The 20,039-nt window shown below is 41.5% G+C and carries 19 protein-coding genes and 1 riboswitch; of the genes, 13 read left to right on the top strand and 6 right to left on the bottom strand.

The window, feature by feature from the left end; all coding sequences use genetic code 11:
* The first annotated feature begins 19 nt into the window (after positions 1–19).
* Together AC0VX7_RS13285 and AC0VX7_RS13280 are read left to right on the top strand one after the other, a co-directional pair.
* Positions 20–3,703, top strand: coding sequence for a multicopper oxidase domain-containing protein (locus AC0VX7_RS13285; RefSeq protein ID WP_475424608.1), 3,684 nt, complete (start codon positions 20–22; stop codon positions 3,701–3,703).
* Positions 3,687–4,580 (top strand): hypothetical protein, encoded by an 894-nt coding sequence (locus tag AC0VX7_RS13280; RefSeq protein WP_475424607.1) that lies wholly within the window; start codon positions 3,687–3,689, stop codon positions 4,578–4,580. Before AC0VX7_RS13285 ends, AC0VX7_RS13280 begins: the two co-directional genes overlap by 17 nt.
* A 29-nt stretch (positions 4,581–4,609) precedes the next feature.
* Here AC0VX7_RS13280 and AC0VX7_RS13275 read toward each other — a convergent pair whose 3' ends face one another.
* On the bottom strand, positions 4,610–5,131 hold the full coding sequence (locus tag AC0VX7_RS13275; protein ID WP_475424606.1) for a hypothetical protein: 522 nt from the start codon (positions 5,129–5,131) through the stop codon (positions 4,610–4,612).
* 350 nt (positions 5,132–5,481) lie between these two features.
* Positions 5,482–5,524: riboswitch (PreQ1 riboswitch) on the top strand.
* Positions 5,525–5,577: 53 nt separating this feature from the next.
* Between AC0VX7_RS13275 and queC the strand changes: the two genes are divergently transcribed.
* The 4 genes from queC to AC0VX7_RS13255 are packed head-to-tail and all read left to right on the top strand — an operon-like array spanning position 5,578 to position 7,990.
* On the top strand, positions 5,578–6,234 hold the full coding sequence (gene queC, locus AC0VX7_RS13270) for a 7-cyano-7-deazaguanine synthase QueC (RefSeq protein ID WP_475424605.1): 657 nt from the start codon (positions 5,578–5,580) through the stop codon (positions 6,232–6,234).
* On the top strand, positions 6,234–6,710 hold the full coding sequence (queD, locus tag AC0VX7_RS13265; protein WP_475424604.1) for a 6-carboxytetrahydropterin synthase QueD: 477 nt from the start codon (positions 6,234–6,236) through the stop codon (positions 6,708–6,710). Before queC ends, queD begins: the two co-directional genes overlap by 1 nt.
* Entirely contained in the window at positions 6,703–7,431 is a 729-nt protein-coding gene (queE, locus tag AC0VX7_RS13260) for a 7-carboxy-7-deazaguanine synthase QueE (protein WP_475424603.1), read from the top strand. Before queD ends, queE begins: the two co-directional genes overlap by 8 nt.
* Before the next feature lie 19 nt (positions 7,432–7,450).
* Complete coding sequence (locus AC0VX7_RS13255; RefSeq protein ID WP_475428150.1) at positions 7,451–7,990, top strand: VUT family protein; 540 nt, start codon at positions 7,451–7,453, stop codon at positions 7,988–7,990.
* Between the two features lie 67 nt (positions 7,991–8,057).
* On the opposite strand, the gene AC0VX7_RS13250 is transcribed toward AC0VX7_RS13255, so the two are convergent.
* A complete protein-coding gene (locus tag AC0VX7_RS13250) occupies positions 8,058–8,888 on the bottom strand; it encodes an SDR family oxidoreductase (protein ID WP_475424602.1) in 831 nt (276 codons plus the stop codon).
* Positions 8,889–9,022: 134 nt separating this feature from the next.
* On the opposite strand from AC0VX7_RS13250, the gene AC0VX7_RS13245 reads away from it, so the two are divergent.
* The 4 genes from AC0VX7_RS13245 (at position 9,023) to AC0VX7_RS13230 (ending at position 12,521) form a co-directional block, all read left to right on the top strand.
* Entirely contained in the window at positions 9,023–9,313 is a 291-nt protein-coding gene (locus tag AC0VX7_RS13245) for a hypothetical protein (protein ID WP_475424601.1), read from the top strand.
* A 315-nt stretch (positions 9,314–9,628) separates the two neighbouring features.
* A complete protein-coding gene (gene desA, locus AC0VX7_RS13240) occupies positions 9,629–10,663 on the top strand; it encodes a Delta(5) desaturase DesA (RefSeq protein WP_475424600.1) in 1,035 nt (344 codons plus the stop codon).
* A gap of 122 nt (positions 10,664–10,785) precedes the next feature.
* Positions 10,786–11,925, top strand: a complete 1,140-nt coding sequence (locus AC0VX7_RS13235; RefSeq protein WP_475424599.1) for a sensor histidine kinase — start codon at positions 10,786–10,788, stop codon at positions 11,923–11,925.
* On the top strand, positions 11,922–12,521 hold the full coding sequence (locus AC0VX7_RS13230) for a response regulator (RefSeq protein WP_475424598.1): 600 nt from the start codon (positions 11,922–11,924) through the stop codon (positions 12,519–12,521). Before AC0VX7_RS13235 ends, AC0VX7_RS13230 begins: the two co-directional genes overlap by 4 nt.
* 27 nt (positions 12,522–12,548) lie before the next feature.
* On the opposite strand, the gene AC0VX7_RS13225 is transcribed toward AC0VX7_RS13230, so the two are convergent.
* Positions 12,549–12,923 carry a nucleotide excision repair endonuclease gene (locus AC0VX7_RS13225; protein ID WP_215032765.1) on the bottom strand — a complete coding sequence of 125 codons (375 nt, stop codon included), beginning with the start codon at positions 12,921–12,923 and terminating at the stop codon, positions 12,549–12,551.
* Positions 12,924–13,073: 150 nt separating this feature from the next.
* A complete protein-coding gene (locus AC0VX7_RS13220; protein ID WP_475424597.1) occupies positions 13,074–14,750 on the bottom strand; it encodes a M4 family metallopeptidase in 1,677 nt (558 codons plus the stop codon).
* Positions 14,751–15,161: 411 nt separating this feature from the next.
* Here AC0VX7_RS13220 and AC0VX7_RS13215 point away from each other — a divergent pair, with 411 nt between their 5' ends.
* Positions 15,162–16,736, top strand: a complete 1,575-nt coding sequence (locus tag AC0VX7_RS13215) for a DEAD/DEAH box helicase (protein ID WP_475424596.1) — start codon at positions 15,162–15,164, stop codon at positions 16,734–16,736.
* A 302-nt stretch (positions 16,737–17,038) separates the two neighbouring features.
* Here the strand turns inward: AC0VX7_RS13215 and AC0VX7_RS13210 are convergent, their stop codons facing one another.
* A complete protein-coding gene (locus AC0VX7_RS13210; protein WP_041965366.1) occupies positions 17,039–17,158 on the bottom strand; it encodes a DUF4023 domain-containing protein in 120 nt (39 codons plus the stop codon).
* A 317-nt stretch (positions 17,159–17,475) separates the two neighbouring features.
* Here AC0VX7_RS13210 and AC0VX7_RS13205 point away from each other — a divergent pair, with 317 nt between their 5' ends.
* Positions 17,476–18,024, top strand: coding sequence for a GNAT family N-acetyltransferase (locus AC0VX7_RS13205; RefSeq protein ID WP_475424595.1), 549 nt, complete (start codon positions 17,476–17,478; stop codon positions 18,022–18,024).
* A 25-nt stretch (positions 18,025–18,049) separates the two neighbouring features.
* Here AC0VX7_RS13205 and AC0VX7_RS13200 read toward each other — a convergent pair whose 3' ends face one another.
* Complete coding sequence (locus AC0VX7_RS13200; RefSeq protein WP_475424594.1) at positions 18,050–18,586, bottom strand: histidine phosphatase family protein; 537 nt, start codon at positions 18,584–18,586, stop codon at positions 18,050–18,052.
* Between the two features lie 371 nt (positions 18,587–18,957).
* Between AC0VX7_RS13200 and AC0VX7_RS13195 the strand changes: the two genes are divergently transcribed.
* On the top strand, positions 18,958–19,971 hold the full coding sequence (locus AC0VX7_RS13195; RefSeq protein ID WP_475424593.1) for a LacI family DNA-binding transcriptional regulator: 1,014 nt from the start codon (positions 18,958–18,960) through the stop codon (positions 19,969–19,971).
* Positions 19,972–20,039: the final 68 nt, after the last annotated feature.

Raw genomic sequence — 20,039 nt, 5'->3', positions numbered from 1 at the left:
CTATGAAGGGGGGAAATACATGTTACGAAAATATCATGTTGTCGGAATTTCAACGAGAATAGTAGTTAATACGTTCGGTGATCACAATCCTAATGGAAGAATATATGTCTTGAAGGAAAATGAGTCAAAGCTTAAAGACCTCGTGCGAAAGAACCCTTACAAGCCAATTGATTTAGTTCAACCGTTAGCTATTCGCGCCAACGAAGGGGATATAGTTGAAATACTTTTTGAAAACCAGCTTCCTTTTTCAGCAGGAATGCACTTCCAGGAAGCTGATTATAATGTTCTGACATCAGACGGAGCGGATGCAGGTTATAACCCTGATACAACGGTAGAACCAGGAGGGGAGATTGTTTACAGGCTTAATGCTAGTCAGGAAGGTATCTACTTCTTCACCGACCTGGGCAATGTTTCAAGCACCGAACAAGGGGCAAGTGTCCAGGGTTTATTCGGTGCGCTGCTTGTCCAAAAAAGGGGCTCTAGCTGGACCGATCCTGTTACGGGCGGTCCAATCAATAGTGGTGTGTATGCTGACATACATCATCCTTTTCTGCCATCATTCAGAGAGTACGCCTGGTTCTTCAATGATGAAATGGAAATTAAGGATCTAACCGGGAATCGGCCATTCAACCCAATGACCAACCAGGAAGCTGAATCCTTCCATGGAGTGAATCTTCGCTACGAACCTATGACAAACCGTAAAAGATTGATGGAGGCGGGAGTAGTTTGCCCGGATTGTGATTCTGAAGAAGTCCATCATGATTCATGGGTTTTTGGTGATCCCGCCACTCCGATATTAAGGGGGTATGTCGGGGATCCAGCAGTCATCAGGCTGATCCATGGCGGCGTAAAAGAAACACATGTTTTCCACTACCATGTCCATCAATGGCTTGGAGATTCCAGCAATATTAATGCAGAAGTAATAGATGCACAATCCATTAGCCCTCAAACCCACTATTCGATTCAGCCGCTCTATGGACTCGGAAGCCTGCATGGTGCCATCGGTGACTCCATCATCCACTGCCATCTGTATCCACACTTCGGCATTGGCATGTGGGGAATCAACAGAGTTTTTAATACTCTCCAGGACGGAAGTCAGTGTTATCCGAATGGAGTACGCATTAAGGCCTTAAAGCCTTTGCCAGACCGTCCTGCACCACCAAAGCCTACTCTTGAAAAACCTGGATTTCCTAATTTCATTCCAGGAAAAGTCGGCTACAAAGCACCTAGGCCGCCACTAGGAATTGTCGGAGGCCGGGAAATGACTGAATTGGAAAGGAATGCAGCGATTCCAAATCCCCGTCCGGGAGCAGTTTTTGTTGACCCTTGCCTAGACCAGGACCCAGTGGTAGTCGAATTCAATGTATCTGCAATTGAGATGCCGGTAGTCTATAACAAACAGGGCTGGCATGATCCCAAGGCAAGATTTTATGTGATGGACGAAGATCTGGATGATATTCTTTCGGGAGAAAAAGAGCCTGAGCCGCTTGTGTTCCATGTTCCTGCTGGTACATGTATAAGGATGAACTATACAAATCGTATGCCACATATTCTCGATGGTGATGCATTCCAGCTGGTGACAAGGACGTATGAAAATGGTTTTCACATTCACTTTGTAAAATTTGATGTCCTTGCCTGCGATGGAGGAAATGTAGGATGGAATTATGACAGTGCTGTTCTTCCTGGCCAGACCATACGCTATGAGTGGTATGCGGAAACCGAATTAAAAGCGTTTTTCTTCCATGACCATCTTTTTGCTAACTCGCACCAGCAGCATGGCGTTTTCGGAGCAGGCGTTATTCAGCCGCGGTTCTCTAGATTTCTTGATTCTAGAACAGGTGATGAGGTGGACCATGGAACCCAGATTTCTGTCGAACACCCATTGATCCCGGATTATCGTGACCAGACACTTTTTGTCCATGATTTTGCCCTTTTATTCGATAAAAACGGCCGGCCAATCCAGCCGCCAAGGTATCCTGGTTCGGAGGATGATCCAGGTGTGTTTGGTGTCAATTATAAATGTGAACCTTTAAAGTTCAGGCTTGGTGAGGATTGTGATCCCGCCTATTCCTTCAGTTCCTATGTACATGGTGACCCTGTAACACCAATACTAAAAGCCTATGAAGGAGACCCGATCAGGATCAGGCTATTGCAGGGAGCACATGAGGAATCCCACAGTTTCAATATCCATGGTTTAAGGTGGAAAGAAGAACGTCCAGATCTTGGCTCATCCATGAAAGCGCAGCAGCATATCGGAATTTCTGAGTCGTTTACTTTTGAGACTGAGATACCTGCCTCCGGTGATTATCTTTGGGCCTTTGAGGATGAGGAAGATGTTTGGCTTGGGACATGGGGTTTAATCCGGGCGTATAGCTCCAAAATGGATGATTTAATCGTATTGGCTGATCGAGAAGCTCTGCCGCAAGGATCCGCTGAAACTTTAAAGCCAACAGGCAAACCGCCTGAAAAAGCAAATCCTCTTGCCAGTCTACCGCCAGGGGCTTACCACGGCTCACCTGTCAAGAAGTTCGAGGTAGTCGCCTTCCAGACACCAATCCAATATAACACATATGGCGATCATGACCCATATGGAATTATTTTCGCTTTAAAAGAGGATGTAGAAGACATTCTCTCTGGCAAAAAGAATCCGGTGCCACTAATCCTAAGGGCAAATGTCGGTGAACTTGTAGAGGTAACCCTGACAAGTGAGCTGAAGAAAGAGCTCTTTCCATTCCAAGATGGAATCCATCCTTACCCGCCGGTAAAAGAACAATCTTTTTATCCTCCTTCACTAAGGATATCACTCCATACTAGCCTGCTGAATTATGATGTAAAGACATCCAGTGGAGATACAGTAGGTTTCAATCTGGATCAGACTGTCGGCCCCGGTGAGACAATCACTTATAGATGGTTTGTTGATGGCCAGTTTGGAATGTGTTCTATGTGGGACATGGCCGATTTGCGAAATCACCGTTCGTTTGGAACATTTGGTGCTTTTATTGCCGAATCCAGGTTTACAACATATCTGGACCCTCACAGCCTGGAAAAAGTAAATACAGGCGAAAATGTGGTCCTTCGTCACCCATTGCTACCTGCTACAAGAGAATTCGTCCTCATATTGCACGATGGTGTAAGACTGGAGGACAAAGCTGGGAAGCTAATCATTGACCCGATGGATGGGGTTATACCAGATACAGAGGTGCTAGAAGAAGTCGATACGTATGATTATGGTTCAAGGGGGTTTAACTACCGGAGTGAGAGATTGATCAATCGTTACAAGGAACACCCGGTAATGCACGAGCTGTTTTCATCAGAAATTTTTGGGGATCCTGCGACACCTTTATTCGAAGCGTATTCCGGCGAGGCAGTGGTTATACGGATTACTACTCCAGCAGAAAGGCGAAGATCTCACACTTTCCACCTTCACGGACATTATTGGAAATTCGACAGTAAAGATCTTGATTCTCGTATTCAGTCATTTATAGGCCATATGGTTACTGGCCATACAGATGACCTGCGCTTGATTGGCGGCGCAGGAGGAGTTTTTAATTTCCCTGGTGATTACTTGTACCGGTCCGGCAATATCCGTTGGGACATAGAGTTGGGTATGTGGGGGATCTTCCGTGTTCATAAGGATACGAAGCAAAATCTGCCACGACTTGAGGAAGTTGAAGGGGAGTGGGACGATGAAAAAAAGGCATAAAATTGAAATCCCAGCTGAGGAGTCTTCAAGCCATGATTGGATGGAAAGCAGTTCCTCCTCAGTAAACAGCCCAGAAGATGATTTTTGTTTCCCTGATGATTGTCCTGAAAGAATCAAAACTCCAAAAATCCCTTCGCCGACATCTTGTATGCCTGAAGGTCAGTTGCACGAACTTGAAGAGAAAATTGATGGAGCCAATCGCATGCTATTGAATCTCGGTCTATCAAATGAGCAGTCTGAACTTGGCCGGAGGATTTTATTCGATGGCCTGGCAGTGCAAATGGTGAAGATTAAAATAAACTGTTCAGATCATGATGAGAGCAATACAGAAGCTAGTCCAGCAGATCCAATTGAGGAGGTAATAAACAAGAAGACAGAGAGGAAAAAGCGTTACAAAAAGAAACGGCTTGCCAAGAAGAAGCGCAAGCATAGGTATAAAAAGAAGAAGCTGGCCAAAAATTTCCTGGAAGGATTTGTCCAATTAGTGGGCAGTGATTTTGTCCAGCTCCAGAAAAATAGAAAGACATTCATTATACCTTTCAATAAAATTTGTCTGGTTTTATCTAAAAAGCCGTATCATCCACCTAGATCCCAAGCTCCTTTACTAGATATCGATCCATGTTTCCGGAGGGACCTTACCTTTAATTTTGGAGAAACAGTAGCTCATGACCCTGAGTTGATCCAGATCTTTTTCAGGATTAAGTTATCAATGTACCTTAAAACATTTACAGATGAAAAAGTAACAATTTATACAAACGCTGAAAAGGTAATAGGTTTATTGTCAGGGGGAGAAAACGGAAACGTTAATCTGGTCAGCGAGAATGGGCAAGTTAAAGAAATACCTTTTACGTCGTTCTGCTACCTGAAAAAAGCTTGACTCACATTTAGAAGCGCCTGAGCATTTGCTCAGGCGTTGTTTCCTTCATCCATTTCAAACCAGTTGATTGTATCAAACGGAATCATCCTATATTTCTTTTTTGAGTGATTTTGGTTGCCCTTGTTGTTTTCGTGAATGAAAAGCTCGACAAAATCTGTTCCGACAAAGGAAATACGACCATTGATTTTTTTTACCTTGTCATCACATTCTGACCCAATAATAACCTTACATCCAATATAACCTCGCAATACTGCTGCCATTTTGTGCCGCAAACCACCTAAGCGGACGCTGAAATGCCTGCTGCATAACTCTCGATCAGCGAAATTATAGCGACGGTCAAAAATAACCGGGACACAATCATCTTTATAGCTATGGCAATATCCATGATGCGTACTTGATTCCAGCTCATCCAAGTTTGGACAATCTGTTTGTGAGCCAAAAGAAAAGGCTGACTCAACATCCTGGCAATGCGGATGGTCGCAGTCATGGAATTCTTGGGATTTCTGTTCGAAATAATCTCGGCTTTTTGAAAAATAAGCCCCAATATCCATTTGTATCCTCCTTTTTAGTTTCGTGAAATAGGTGCCTGTATTTATTTTATTCCCGGAAAAGATTTTCGAATGAGCAAGATGCCCTGTTGGTAAACTTCAACATGTAAAGTATTCTATAAAAAGGAGTAATTATATTGGTTTGGCTATTTCCAAATACTGAAAATGCGACACATTATTTAGTCTGGTTCAGGAACTATCTGATTGCATGTGTCCTTGGATGAAAAATGGCCGGCATTGAGATTCAGGCAGCAAGATATGGTAAAAATCAAAAAAGTGATGGAATAATATAAGCTTTCTTTTTATAGAATATATGATAAAATAAGTAAGTCAAAATTACATATTCCGTTCTGACGGAAGAGGTTCTAGCTACCCTCTCAAAAAAACTAAGGGAAAACAGTACTGCTGTCTTAGTGGTACTGTTTTTTCTGTTGTAAAGGAGTTTTCTAATGAAAAACGAAAAAGCTGTAGTCGTGTTCAGCGGCGGCCAGGATAGTACGACGTGCTTGTTTTGGGCCATGAAGGAATTCGGAGAAGTTGAAGCAGTCACTTTTGATTACAACCAGCGGCATCGGACAGAAATACAATGCGCAGTAGAAATCGCCCGCGAGCTTGGAATCAAGCACCATGTTCTCGATATGAGTCTGCTTAACCAACTTGCTCCTAACGCACTCACTCGAAATGATATCGATGTGAAGGATGGGGAAGGCGGAAAGCTGCCTTCAACCTTTGTACCGGGGAGAAATCTATTGTTTTTATCCTTTGCTGGAGTGCTTGCAAGTCAAGTGAAAGCAAAACACATCGTAACAGGTGTTTGCGAAACCGACTTCAGCGGCTATCCAGATTGCCGGGACGTGTTCATAAAATCAATGAATGTAACTCTTAACCTATCAATGGACCAAAACTATGTCATTCATACACCATTAATGTGGCTGAATAAGGCACAAACATGGAAGATGGCTGATGACCTGGACGCTTTTGAATTTGTCCGGTCAAGGACATTGACTTGCTATAACGGAATCATTGCAGATGGCTGCGGGATTTGTCCAGCCTGCAAGTTACGGAAAAAAGGGCTGGATGAGTACCTGGAAGGAGATGTTTCTTGATGTACGATTTCAGGATCGTCGACCAGCTGCAGAAAATAGATAAAGATATTAAGAGAGAGCAACTAAAATATCATTCCAAGCGTGTGCTCGTCAGTAAGGAGTTTACCTTTGACGCCGCGCATCATCTTCACGAATATGAAGGTAAATGCAAAAACCTACACGGCCATACTTATAAAGTCATTTTCGGCTTAAGTGGTTTTGTCGATGCCCGAGGATTAATGATTGATTTTGGAGACATCAAGGATATTTGGAAATCAGATATAGAAATATATCTTGATCACAGATATTTGAATGAAACATTGCCGCCGATGAATACATCCGCTGAAAACATGGTTGCCTGGATTTATGAAAAAATGGCTGAAGCACTGGCAATTAGACAGCATTTATACGACGGTGCAAGGGTTGAGTTTGTGAAACTCTACGAAACTCCTACAAGCTATGCTGAAGCAAGACGGGAGTGGATGGAGATTGAGTAAGATTCCCGTTATGGAAATTTTCGGACCTACCATTCAGGGAGAGGGAATGGTCATCGGACAAAAGACAATGTTTGTACGAACGGCAGGCTGTGACTACTCCTGTGCCTGGTGTGATTCAACCTTTACATGGGATGGTTCTGGAAAAGACTTGGTCCGGCAAATGGATGCTGCTGAAATCTGGAGTGAAATGAGAGCATTGGGTGGAGATGGCTTTTCATATGTCACCATCTCAGGTGGAAATCCTGCTCTCCTGAAAAATCTATCTGGACTGGTTGATTTACTAAAGCAAAACGAGATCAGCGTATGCCTGGAGACACAGGGGAGCAAATGGCAGGACTGGTTCTTGAAAATTGATGCACTGACCCTGTCCCCGAAACCACCTAGTTCTGGAATGAAAACAAATTATGAAGTTTTGGACCAAATTGTATATGGTCTGAAAGAGAACGGCTCTTTAAAAAACGCCAGCCTTAAAATAGTCGTTTTTGATGAGATTGATTATGAATATGCCAAATTGGTTCATCAGCGCTATCCCGAATTATCGTTCTTTTTACAGGTTGGAAATGACGACATTGAAACAGAAGACCAGATGAACCTGATGTCATCGTTGGTAGATAAATATGAATGGCTGATTAATAAGGTTATGTGTGACGTGGAAATGAACAATGTTAGAGTTCTTCCGCAGCTTCATGTCTATGTTTGGGGAAATAAAAGAGGGGTTTAGACTAACAGGAGGTAAGATGATGAGAATCTTTTTATACTTAATTTCAATTGTTACTGCCAATGTGATTACAGCGGCTCTTGCGCCACTTCAATTTGGAATGTTCATTGTGCCGATGGGGACATTGCTGATAGGGGCCACATTCATTTTCCGTGACCTTGTGCAGAATAAGTACGGTCGGGCGAGAACTTATATGTTCATCGGTTTGGCGCTCGTTCTTTCAGCTATTGTTTCATATATACTTGGAGATACACTTACGATCGTCTTTGCTTCGGCATTGAGCTTTGCTGTTGCTGAAACAACTGATACTGAAATTTACACAAGGCTTAAGCTTCCAATGAGCTGGAGAATTTTTTACAGCGGATTAGTTGGCGGCCTGCTGGATTCAGTCATCTTTGTCGTAATCGGATTAAGTCCAATTGGAGCAAACTTCCTTCCATGGGAAGCTGTTCCTGCAGCGATTTTAGGCCAGGTAATCGTGAAAACTGCCATACAGGGAATTGGCGCAATGCTGCTTAATCCTATTAATAACATCTTCAATAATAAAGTGATGTCTAACTAGGATAAAAAGGTGCCCGTTCATTGATCGGGCACCTTTTATGTTTTGCGTAAAATTCTCTTAGCTATGCTTATAGTTTTAGCTTACTCATGACGATTTTTTCAAGCAATTTCCAAGGGATAAGGTTTTTCATGTGTATCATTTTCTTTATACCTTTTCCTATTGGATACCTTAATTCCGAATCGCTGCCAGAGGAAGCGATTCGGGTAACAAGCTTAGCGACGTCAAGAGGATCTCCGTAATCAGCCTCACTCCTTTTCATTTCTTTCAATATAGCTTCCATTGATCTTTCATAAGGTGAATGCTCTTTTAGAGAGACATTTTCTACACTTTGCCATATGCTTGTCCTGTAGGAACCTGGCTCCACAAGGATAACATCAATTCCAAAAGGCTTTAGCTCGAGCCTTAAGCTTTCACTGTATCCTTCAAGAGCATGTTTTGATGCAACGTAGGCAGACAACCCAGGGAATCCAAATCTGCCGCTGATGCTGCTCATATTAATGATTTTACCCTTTCCTTGCTTGCGCATGGCAGGAAGGACTGCCTGTGTGACGGCAATGACCCCAAAGAAGTTCGTCTCAAATTGACTTCGATATTCATCCACTGTAAGTTCCTCACAAAAACCGCCTTGCGCATAACCTGCATTGTTTACTAACAATTCAACAGAAAAAAGGGTTTGCACATACTCTTTAAATTCTTCGATTGATTCTTGCATCGTAACATCCAGTGGAAAAACAGTTATCTTATCTGTCACATTTTCAGCGGCTGCTAGTTTTAGCAGGTGTTCTTTTTTATTGAGGTTTCGCATTGTTGCGATCACCTGGAAACCTGATTTAGCCAAGTCGATGGCGATTAGTTCACCAAACCCGCTAGAGGAGCCTGTTACAATGGCTGTTTTCAAATAATCCACCTTCTTAACTGTCTTTTTTACTATATTACAGTTAAAAAATTATTTTGAACATGAACTAATGTATCTTTCTAGCATTCATGGAAAAAATCTAATACTGTGGATTTTCCCTGAAAAGGAGCATGTATATGACGAAAATAGAAGCCTTAAAGGTCCTCAACCTAATTGAAAATGTTTATCCGCTTGTAACATTAAAGAGTGAAACGATTCTTATGTGGATGGCCAGATGTGAGTCAATGGACTACACCCTGGTGTTAAATAAACTGACCGTTCATATAAGGAGTAATCCCTTTCCTCCCACAGTACAGGAGATCTTAGGGAAATCTTGTAATAAAGGCATATATTTCGAGTGGTTGGAGGAATATTCAATTAGACCAGAAAAGACAAAAGATTTTGTGGCAAATAGAAAAAAATTTTAGTGAAAAACGAATTTTTGCGTTTGATATTGGATAAGTCGGGTAATTTTTCAGATGAAAATTAAGATTCATTAGTTAAAGGAGGTAACGGAGATTTAGAAAAGTTTTCACCATTTAACGTTGTATAAAAAAATATCAACAAATATTATTACCTGGTCTTAATGAAAAAAACATTGCCAAATCAGGGTTTTGAGGAATGATTTTATCGAAACATGACATTTATCATATGTCATACATGACACCTGCTACTGCACAGAATCATTTCCCTTATTTATAATTTGGTTAACTAACATATCCGAAAGGGGAATTTATATCAAGATGGCAACTCACAACGTAAAAGAACTTAGAAAACAGGTCGCCCCTTATGAAAGCTCTAACATTAAAGATAGTATCATTCAAATGCTGAATACAATTGTACCATTTTTGGCATTTTGGTTCTTGGCTTATCAGAGCCTTGCAATTTCCTACTTGCTGACACTGGCATTTGCTGTTCTTGCTGCTGGATTTATGATCAGGATTTTCATTATTTTTCATGACTGCACACACCATTCTTTCTTTAAAAATCGTAAAGCCAACAAAATAGTTGGCACATTGACTGGTGTATTGACGCTATTCCCATATAGCCAGTGGGGGCATGAACACTCCGTACACCATGCAACGAGCAGTAATTTGGACAAACGTGGCACGGGAGACATTTGGGTTATGACAGTAGATGAATATATGGCTGCACCATTTCTGCAGAAGCTTGCTTACAGGATGTACCGCAATCCTTTTGTCATGTTTGTATTGGGACCTATTTATCTCGTATTGATTACCAACCGTTTCAATCGAAAAGGTGCAAGACTTAATGAACGAATGAATACCTATCTTACTAATGTATTGATTTTAGGCATTTCTGCCCTGCTTATATGGGCGATTGGCTGGAAAGCATTCATAATGGTTGAAGGACCAATTTTCTTCATTGCAGGAATGTTCGGCATCTGGCTATTCTATGTACAGCATACATTCGAAGATTCATATTTCGAAGCGGATAAGGATTGGGAATACGTGAGGGCTGCGGTAGAAGGAAGCTCATATTATCAGCTGCCTAAAGTACTCCAGTGGATTACTGGCAACATCGGCTATCACCATGTTCACCATTTAAGCCCAAGGGTTCCAAACTATAAGCTTGAAGAGGTTCATAAAAACACGACACCTTTGCAGAAGGTACCGACAATAACACTTTCTACAAGCTTGACATCCCTGAAATTCCGTTTATGGGATGAACGGAATAAGCAGTTTATCAGCTTCAAGGAAATGAAAGCATATGAGCGAAACAGTAAATTGACGACTCAGACGAAGCCTGAACTATAAACCCAACTCCCCTTGCATCAGGATGCTATCAATCCTGATATAAGGGGAGTAATTTTTTGTAAGCTGACAAATTTTTCTTATGTTAAAATAAACGTATAAATGTTAAAAGCAGAGGTTCTGATATGATTAAAAAGTTTCTTAATTCGCTTAGAAGTACCGGCATTTCACCATATATTTGGACGATCCTTGGTATTTTGCCTTTTTACTTCATATGGCAGCTGCCAACAACAATCGGCAAAGTGGTCGGCATCGTCCTGACCCTATTGTTCTTTCTCGTATACTGGGTGGCCTTTGTCTCAAAAGGCTGGACAGTATACTTATGGACTTGCATTTTAATAGGTATTTCCATAGCTTCAGCAAGTTTGTTCAGTTATGTATATTTCGCTTTTTTCATCGCATATTTTATTGGGAATATCAAAGACCGGCTTCCATTCCTTGTACTATATTTCATCCATCTTATAGGGACATCGATCGTCATTAACTTTGAAATTGTACTTAAGGAAGAGTTTTTCATCAAACAGCTGCCAATCATTGTGATTGTTTGGATCGGTGTCATACTACTTCCGTTTAGTATTCATAACAGAAATGAAAGAGGAGAACTGGAAGAGAAACTTGAGGATGCGAACAAACGGATTTCAGATCTGGTTAAAATAGAGGAGCGACAGAGGATTGCCCGTGATTTACATGATACCCTCGGTCAAAAACTTTCCCTGATAGGACTCAAAAGTGACTTAGCACGGAAATTAATCAATAAAGATCCAGAACTGGCCAAAGAAGAATTGAAGGATGTCCAGCAAACGGCGAGAACCGCACTTAATGAAGTGAGAAAAATGGTTGCCGAAATGAGGGGGATCCGGGTTCGCGACGAATTGGTACATGTCAGCCAAATGTTAAAAGCTGCTGAGATCAAGTTTATCGGGGATGAAGAGGAATTCAATCTCAACAATGTGTCATTGCTGTCAGAGAATATCCTAAGCATGTGTTTAAAGGAAGCAGTCACGAATGTAGTAAAGCATAGTAAAGCATCAACCTGCAGCATCTCCATAAAGCAAACAGAGAAGGAGCTGGTTGCAGAAGTAAGTGATAATGGGGTAGGGAATATTACAGATGAGGACCTATATAAAGGCAGTGGACTTCATGGTATGAGAGAACGTCTCGAGTTCGTGAATGGCACCATTGATATATTTTCAGAAGACGGCACGACACTATTAATCAAGATACCAAAGGTATTAAAACAATCTGGCAGGGAGGACCTTATATGATTCGGATTGTCATTGCGGAGGACCAGCGCATGCTGTTGGGGGCATTAGGCTCCCTGTTGAGTCTTGAGGATGATATGGAAGTCGTGGGCAAGGCGAGCAATGGAGAGGAAGCTGTCGCGCTTGCGAAAGAGCTAAAGCCGGATATCTGCGTTATGGACATCGAAATGCCGGGTAAAACTGGACTAGAAGCGGCGGAAGAGTTGAAAGGGCTAGGGTGCAAAGTGATTATATTAACGACGTTTGCACGTTCTGGATATTTTCAGCGAGCACTGAAAGCTGGTGTGAGCGGATATTTGCTAAAGGATAGTCCATCTGAGGAGCTTGCAAGTTCGATTCGCAGCGTGATGGGGGGAAGGCGCGTTTACGCACCCGAACTAATGGACGATGTATATAGTGAAGAAAATCCGCTGACTGATCGAGAAATGGAAGTACTTGAGCTTGTCGCCGATGGGAAAAATACGAAGGAAATCGCAGGACAGCTAAGTATTACGACGGGAACCGTCCGAAATTATATTTCAACGATCTTGGATAAGCTACAAGTGACCAATAGAATAGAAGCAATCACTCAATCAAAGGAAAAAGGGTGGTTTAAGTAATAAGAAGAGCCTGATTTCAGGCTCTTCTTATTTGTAAAATACCTTATCAATATTGTACTTGGCTTTGAGTACATTGATTGCATAGGTTTCATAGATTTCTCTGTCTATCGGATCTACCACAGTAATGACAGCAATCTTGTTGACTTCATGTCGATGGTTTTTAATGGGGGATACATTATCCTCGAAATGTTTTTTAACGCGAGGTCTGAGTTTACGCGCTTTCCCAACAAACATCAATTCATCATCGGCGTCAAAAAACAAGATGATTCCGCCTTTATCCCTTGGGATCCGGTGGTAATCCGTAAAACCATATTCACTGCTGATGACCGCTTCAACTTTTTCACCTAATTGTTTACTTCGTGTAATGACTACATCTGGTGCTGGTAGCTCAATCTTAATCACTAATAATCACTTCCTATTCTTCAATTAGTAAATCGTACCACAGCCAAATATGAAAATCCACATATATTATTTTACCCAAACAGAAAGAGCCTGACCCATAAATCGGCATGAAATACCGAAGAGGGGCAGACTCAATTAATTTCCTATTGTTTATTCAGTTATTCCTACGCCATCAAGTCCAGCCTGAGTTGCAATATATTCGGCGCTGTCAGCTCCATACAGGTCATCAGCTGACTGAAGAAGGGCATTTCGAGCATCGCTGAAGTTAGAATCCGGAGTCAAATACACAGTAAGAGCCCGGTAATAAATTTGTCCAAGTTTGTGCTTGCCAATTTGCTCGCCTGTCAAATAGGCTGCGTGATTAATGATGGAAGAGTTAATGTGAACTCCGCCATTGTCGAGATTCATTGGAAGGTCATAATACTCATCCATATGCTTTGGATACATTCCTTCGCCATTTCCATAGGCTACATAAGCGCTTCCCACAGGGAACCGGCTAGGGTCACTTAAACTTCTTAAAGCATCACGGCCGCTTTCAACAGCTGTTTCTCCCATGATATCTTCACCAAGCTCCCAATCATCCGCATCAATCAGGGCACCAAAAATATCCGAAAATGCTTCATTCAGTGCGCCAGACTGGAAACGGTATTTGAGGTTGGAAGAAGTATTCGTCACCCCGTGTGTCATTTCGTGGGCAGCGACATCCAGGCCAGCGGAAAGGGAAATCATGAACTCGCCATCCCCGTCACCATACGTCATCTGAGAGCCGTTCCAGAATGCGTTATTGTACTTGTCCCCGTAATGGACTGTCGAAATGATAGCCATTCCATTCCCATCGATTGAATTACGTCCATGCTCATTCAGGAAGTAGTTGTATACCTTTTCTGAATTATAATGTGCATCTACACCAGCACGTTCGTAGTCACTTGTCCAGGCTGCATCCTTAGAAGCGAAAAGGTCACCCGGAAGCCTTGTAGAGCTTGAACGCCATTGGTTTTTGAAATCATAGGTGAAAATACCTTCCGCATTCTCAAGGGAACTGTCATAAAGGTAGAAGGTGGAACCTTGTTTTGAACCTGCTTCGTTTTGATGTGAAATATTCAGAACGCGATGGTCACCTTTCACTCCCAGGCCAGAACCTTTCGAAGCCGAGTATTCTCCTGCATGCATCAAAGCGTTATACTTATCCACGATGTTGCCGGTTTTAGCATCTATATAAACATACCAGTTTCCTGGTTGCTCACCTAAGAAATTCACATTCACTTTATAAGCTAAGTAATCTTCATTATTAAAAGGGTATACGACTAATTCGGTTTCAGGTTCAGTTTCGAGCTGGCCAGGTGCCGACACTGAATCTTTTGCCAGATCAAGAGCTTTCTCAGCCGAAATATCAGGCTGAATGTTGATGTCTTTACCTGCAACAGCATTGTTATATTGACCATTAACCGATTTAACAGAACCACCCTGATTATAGTGTACAACCATCTCTGCACCTTCAACAGGCACCCCGTTGATTGTTTGCTGCAGCCTCACGTGTTTCATACCCAGATTGTCCACTTCTTCATTTTTAACCTTGAGGCTTTGACCTGGATTTATCAGTTTCAGCTGAGCTTTATTTTCTTCCACAAACTCTATAGGCTCTAATTTTGCACCTTTGTCTGCTTTCATGTAAATGGATGGATTTTGCTGTTTTACAGATAGACCTTTCTGTAAAATGGTGCTTGAAACATGATGTGGTTGGACTGCCTTAACCGGTGATCCGACCAATGGGCTTACCATTAGCGCTGTTGATAATAACATAGGGATTACTAATTTTTTCTTTTCCATCTTACACACTCCTGTTTCACTGATATTCCCTGCCATAACTAAACTAGTACTATTAGCATTTTTATGTATGTGGGAGGGTAAGAGATAGTGTAATAGAGAAAACAATAAAAGTTAATAGAAAAGTTAAATGGTTCTGAAAATTGAATACAAAGGAGTGTTTGGTTTAAATATTTCGTATGACGAAAGACGTGTTTTCCAAAAAAGTTACAGTTCTTCTTGCCTAATATTGGAATACGCCGATAATTATGGCGGTTTGTTACAAATGTCTTATATTGTGCAAATTCCTGGCCAAGGAATAACAAGCAATCCTGAAAATATGAAAAGCAAAACTTGATATTTTCTTGCTTAAAAAGCAATAATTAGAAGGATGGTTGGTATAATCCAGCCTATTAAAGAAAGCAGGGATTGAATTTGAATCATTTTAGAACTTTAGGTATTTCAGAACAGCTTGCAGAAACACTAAACCATCAGGGAATTACCGAGCCTACACCAATTCAGACGAAAGCAATACCGTTATTGCTCAATAGCAAGGATGTTATTGCGCAGTCACAGACGGGTACAGGAAAAACCTTTGCTTTCGTGCTGCCGATCCTGGAGCAAATCGATATCGAGAAATCACATATACAGGCATTGATCGTTACACCTACAAGAGAGCTTGCGTTGCAGATTACCCATGAAGTTAAAAAACTAATTGACGGAAAAGATGGAATAAATGTTCTTGCTGTATATGGAGGACAGGATGTCGAATCACAGCTTAAAAAGCTTAAGAAAAACATCCATATTGTCATCGGAACTCCCGGAAGATTGCTTGACCATATCCGCAGGGAAACAGTCGATTTTTCCAAAGCAGCTTTCCTTGTACTCGATGAAGCAGATCAAATGCTTCATATCGGTTTCTTGAACGAGGTTGAAGAAATAGTCAAGCAGACACCAAAAACAAGGCAAACCTTACTCTTTTCTGCGACAATGCCGGACGAAATCAAAAGGATGGCTAAACAACATATGTACAAGCCTGAATACATCCAGGTTGAGAAAACCCAGGCTCCGCTGGAAAACATCAAACAAATTGCCATTAGCACAACCGACAGGGCAAAACAAAATGATTTAATTGAATCACTTAGACTGTATCAGCCGTTTTTAGGTGTGATTTTTTGCAGGACGAAAAGAAGGGTTAGCAAGCTGAATGACGCTTTGAAAGCGAATCATATTAATTGTGATGAGCTGCATGGAGACCTCTCCCAGGCAAAAAGGGAACAGGTCATGAAAAAGTTTCGTGAAGCAAAAATTCAATATCTGATTGCTACGGATGTGGCGGCCAGGGGGCTTGATGTTGAAGGGGTCACACATGTTTTTAATTATGACATCCCTCTGGATACAGAAAGCTACATTCATCGAATCGGCCGAACGGGCAGGGCAGGAAGTGAGGGGCTCGCGGTAACGTTTTATTCGCCAAAAGATAGACCTTTGTTGGATCAGATTGAAACAGAGCTCAATATCAGAATTGAAAAGAAAAACATGGGGAACGCCAAAAAAGGTGAATCCCAAACAGATGAATATAATGCCGGTAATAAAAGCAAGCATAGATCAGGTGATTACAAAGGAAAGAATACCAGATCAAGAAGACGAGACGATAGGAAACCCGAAAGAGACCACCGGGGTGAAAAAATAGGAAAAGAACCGGTTTCACATAGGCGGGCTGATGATAGAGGTGAAGTTCGGTACGAAGGTCAAGGACGCAAAGATCGGGAACAACCATCTTCAAGGCGTGGACGAAGAAGCTATCCTGAAGGACAGCAATTAAGTTCCCCTCGTGCGGGTGGAAGAAAAATGGAAAAGTCTTCAACCCGTCCTGGTGAAGACAGAACAAGAAGAAATACCGGAGAAAAGCCTAACCAGGAGGGACTGGGCAGAGAGAGACGGAACTCTAGCTCATCTGGAAGCCGAATAACAAAAAGTAGCGGTTTAAGAAACCGCAGGGGCAGGTAGCATACACTAAAATAGACCGCAGATATGCGGTCTATTTTAGTGTCCAAGCAGCGCTTGTCGGGGCTACCAAGGCGCTTGCGCTTTTATACTTTAATAGTCGTATGATTTTTTTAACCAAGATTAGTGTCTAGCTCCAGCGCCTATCCCCTCGAGTCGCTTCGGTCCGCCCAATGAAGTCAAAGAGCGACTTCACTGGTCGGCCCTCTGTGGCACTTGATGTGCTAGACCCGCCAGCCACAGGACGTGGCGTTATTAGGCGGGCAGCGCTTGTCGGGGCTGACCAAGGCGCTTGCGCTTTTATGTTAATGTTGTTTATTTGGGAGCTTGTCGCTTGGATTTTCTTTTCCCTGCCGCTTTCTATTTTGTTCGTCTTTCCTCTGTTTATCATGAAGCTTTTGAACAAATTCGTGGGTATTCTCCATTATAGTACCTCCTGTTATAAATGACTCGTCGTTACTTTTTCCATAACCGATTCAATTCATTCATGTAATTTATACATCATTAGAGTAAAATAATGATTATAAATGGCTCTTTTCTCAACCTTTGTTGCTATTGACTACAAAATAGGATTGATGACCAATCTTTCACCATAAAATTAAAGCTTACTATGAGAAAAGAGCATGCAAACTTAATACCGAACTACAAAATGGCTTTTTATCACGTTAAAATCGGCTTTAGGATTTTAACAACAACCTTTACGAAAACAGCCTTATAAATAACGATGTCTGGAGTGACTAAAATGCGAATTGAAGATATTTATGGGAATCTGCCGCAGCTTGAAACGGAGCGCCTGATTTTAAGGGAAATCAGTTCGGAGGATATTGACGATATACATATTTATGCTTCCAACCCTGAGGTATCAAAATATGTCTTCTGGGGAGCGCATGAAACAAGAGCGGTGACTGAGGAATATGTGAAAATGATTCTTGCTCTGTATGAAGAAGGGAAAATTGCTCCGTGGGGCATCCAATATAAAAAGGACAACAAACTTATTGGCACCGTTGATTTTGTTTCCTGGCAGCCACAGCATAAAACTGCAGAAATCGGTTACGCGCTCTCAATGGACTATTGGGGAAGAGGAATTGCTACCGAAGCAGCCAAAGAGCTGATAAGATTCGGAATGAATGAAATGGATTTAGTACGGATTCAGGCAAAAGCCCTCGTTGCAAACAAAGGTTCAGAGCGTGTTATGGAAAAAGCCGGAATGAAATTTGAGGGCATCTTAAGAAAATTCATCTTCATCAAAGGTGCCCATTATGACGTAAAAATGTATTCAATTATAAAATAAGACGCTTCAATTTTAGCGCCTTTAGTCATGTTTTTTCAAAAATATATACTTTTGCATTTTCAGGTCTGTTAAATTTCGGGCCTGAAAATCCTCTTTTTAGTAACTCCTTCCTCATGAACATCATGATTCCTCCGTGTCCGACAATCAATAAATCTTCACCATGATTTATTGCTTCATCCAAAACTCTGTTAATACGCGAGACGACTTCTTTTTTACTTTCCTTTTGTGATTTATGTCCCAAAAACCAGGCAAGCCTTATTAAAGTGACATGAAGCCAGAGAGGAAGGCGCAGTTCAGTATGGATGACTGGGTAAAGCGACATCTCCCGCAGGTCCTCCAAAAAAATAATATTTCCTTCAAAAGCCCTGGATGCAGTAATTTTCGCTCTCTCTAAATCACTTGAGTAGCATTTGCTCCACTTTTGTCCCTGATGATCAATATCAACTTCCTCAATTTTGGATTCATTATACTCCTGTTGCCAAATAAGAAGCTCCTGGGAGGTGACGAGCTTCCTTGGATAACCTAATGTCACTTTAAAATGGCGTAATAAACCAATTTTCATTTTAATCACCCTTATTAATATAGTATTGTTAATAATTCACCAGATGTCTCCCGAATACCTTCATGAATTATCTGTGTTAGTTCAAGCGAAAAGAGGAACTTGCTAATACTTTGGCCGGTATGGAGGAAGATCGCAGTAAATTTGACCGTGATGTATTATCCGGGATTACCACAGATGAAAGACCAATGCCAGCAAAAGTGAAAGAAAATCAGAGTAATAATTAAAGTAAACTTAAAGGTTTCGGCCTTTAAGTTTTTCTTTAAATAGAACCCTTCAATCAACTTATATTCGAAACAAGGTTGATATTAAGTTAAAAGCGTAATATTATTAAGTTGGAAACGTAAACGTTTACGTAAAGGGTTTGGTAGTTAATGAGTTATACAATAAAAGACGTAGCAAAACATGCAAATGTCTCGATTGCTACTGTATCAAGGGTCCTCAATGGTCAGGGCGGATATTCAAAAGCAACAGAAGAAAAAGTTCTTCTTGCGATACAAGAGCTAGGCTACCAGCCAAACGCATTCGCTCGCGGTTTAATCAGTAATAAATCCAATACATTAGGAATCCTTTTTCCAGAAGTTTCGAGTCAATTTTCTTCCAAGATCCTTCGAGGTGTTGAAGAAGCAGCCCATCGTCTCAATTCGAGCGTGATTGTCTGCAATACGGCGTCACATGGACAGAGAACGATGAAGTATTTACAGCTTTTAACCGAAAAAAGGGTGGACGGTATCCTGTTTGTTAGTGAAATGATAACTGAAGAGTATTATAAAAAACTTGAGTCAATGCAGATACCGGTTGTCCTCATCTCGACTGAATCCTATCAATATCCTTTGCCTTACGTGAAAGTAGATGATAAGCATGCCGCTTTCACCGCGACTGATTATTTGATAAAAATGGGGCATAGTAAAATCGGAATGATCAGTGGAAATAAAGATGACATAATAGCTGGCCAGCCGCGAATAGACGGCTATAAGCAAGCGTTAGCTCAAAGGGGACTAGCCGTTAAGGATAAAAATATAATCCATTCAAATGGATTTTCATTTAATGATGGTTTGACCGGTTTACCGAAACTCCTTGAACAATCCCCGGATTTGACAGCTGTATTTGCCGCCAGCGATGCATTGGCCCTTGGAGCGATATCAGCCGCTTATAAGCTTGGCATTAAAATACCCGAGAACCTTTCCATAATCGGATATGATAATTTGCCGATTGCAGAGATGTCGATTCCGCCACTTACAACAGTAGCTCAGCCCTTGGAAGAAATGGGTATTGTTGCAGCAGAAATGCTATTTACGATGATGAACCAAGGTAGAAGAGTTGAAAGCAGGATTATGTCTCACTCTGTTATTGAACGGGAAAGTGTGAAAAAAGTTAATCTTACATGATACGTAAACGTTTACTAAGGCTGTCATCACATTGATGTTTGCTTTCAGGCCCCATTTTAATATCCTTA

This window comes from Mesobacillus sp. QJM3NY_10 (assembly GCF_056173465.1).
Note: the sequence above shows the minus strand (reverse complement) of the source record. Positions and strands in the feature narration are given on the sequence as shown.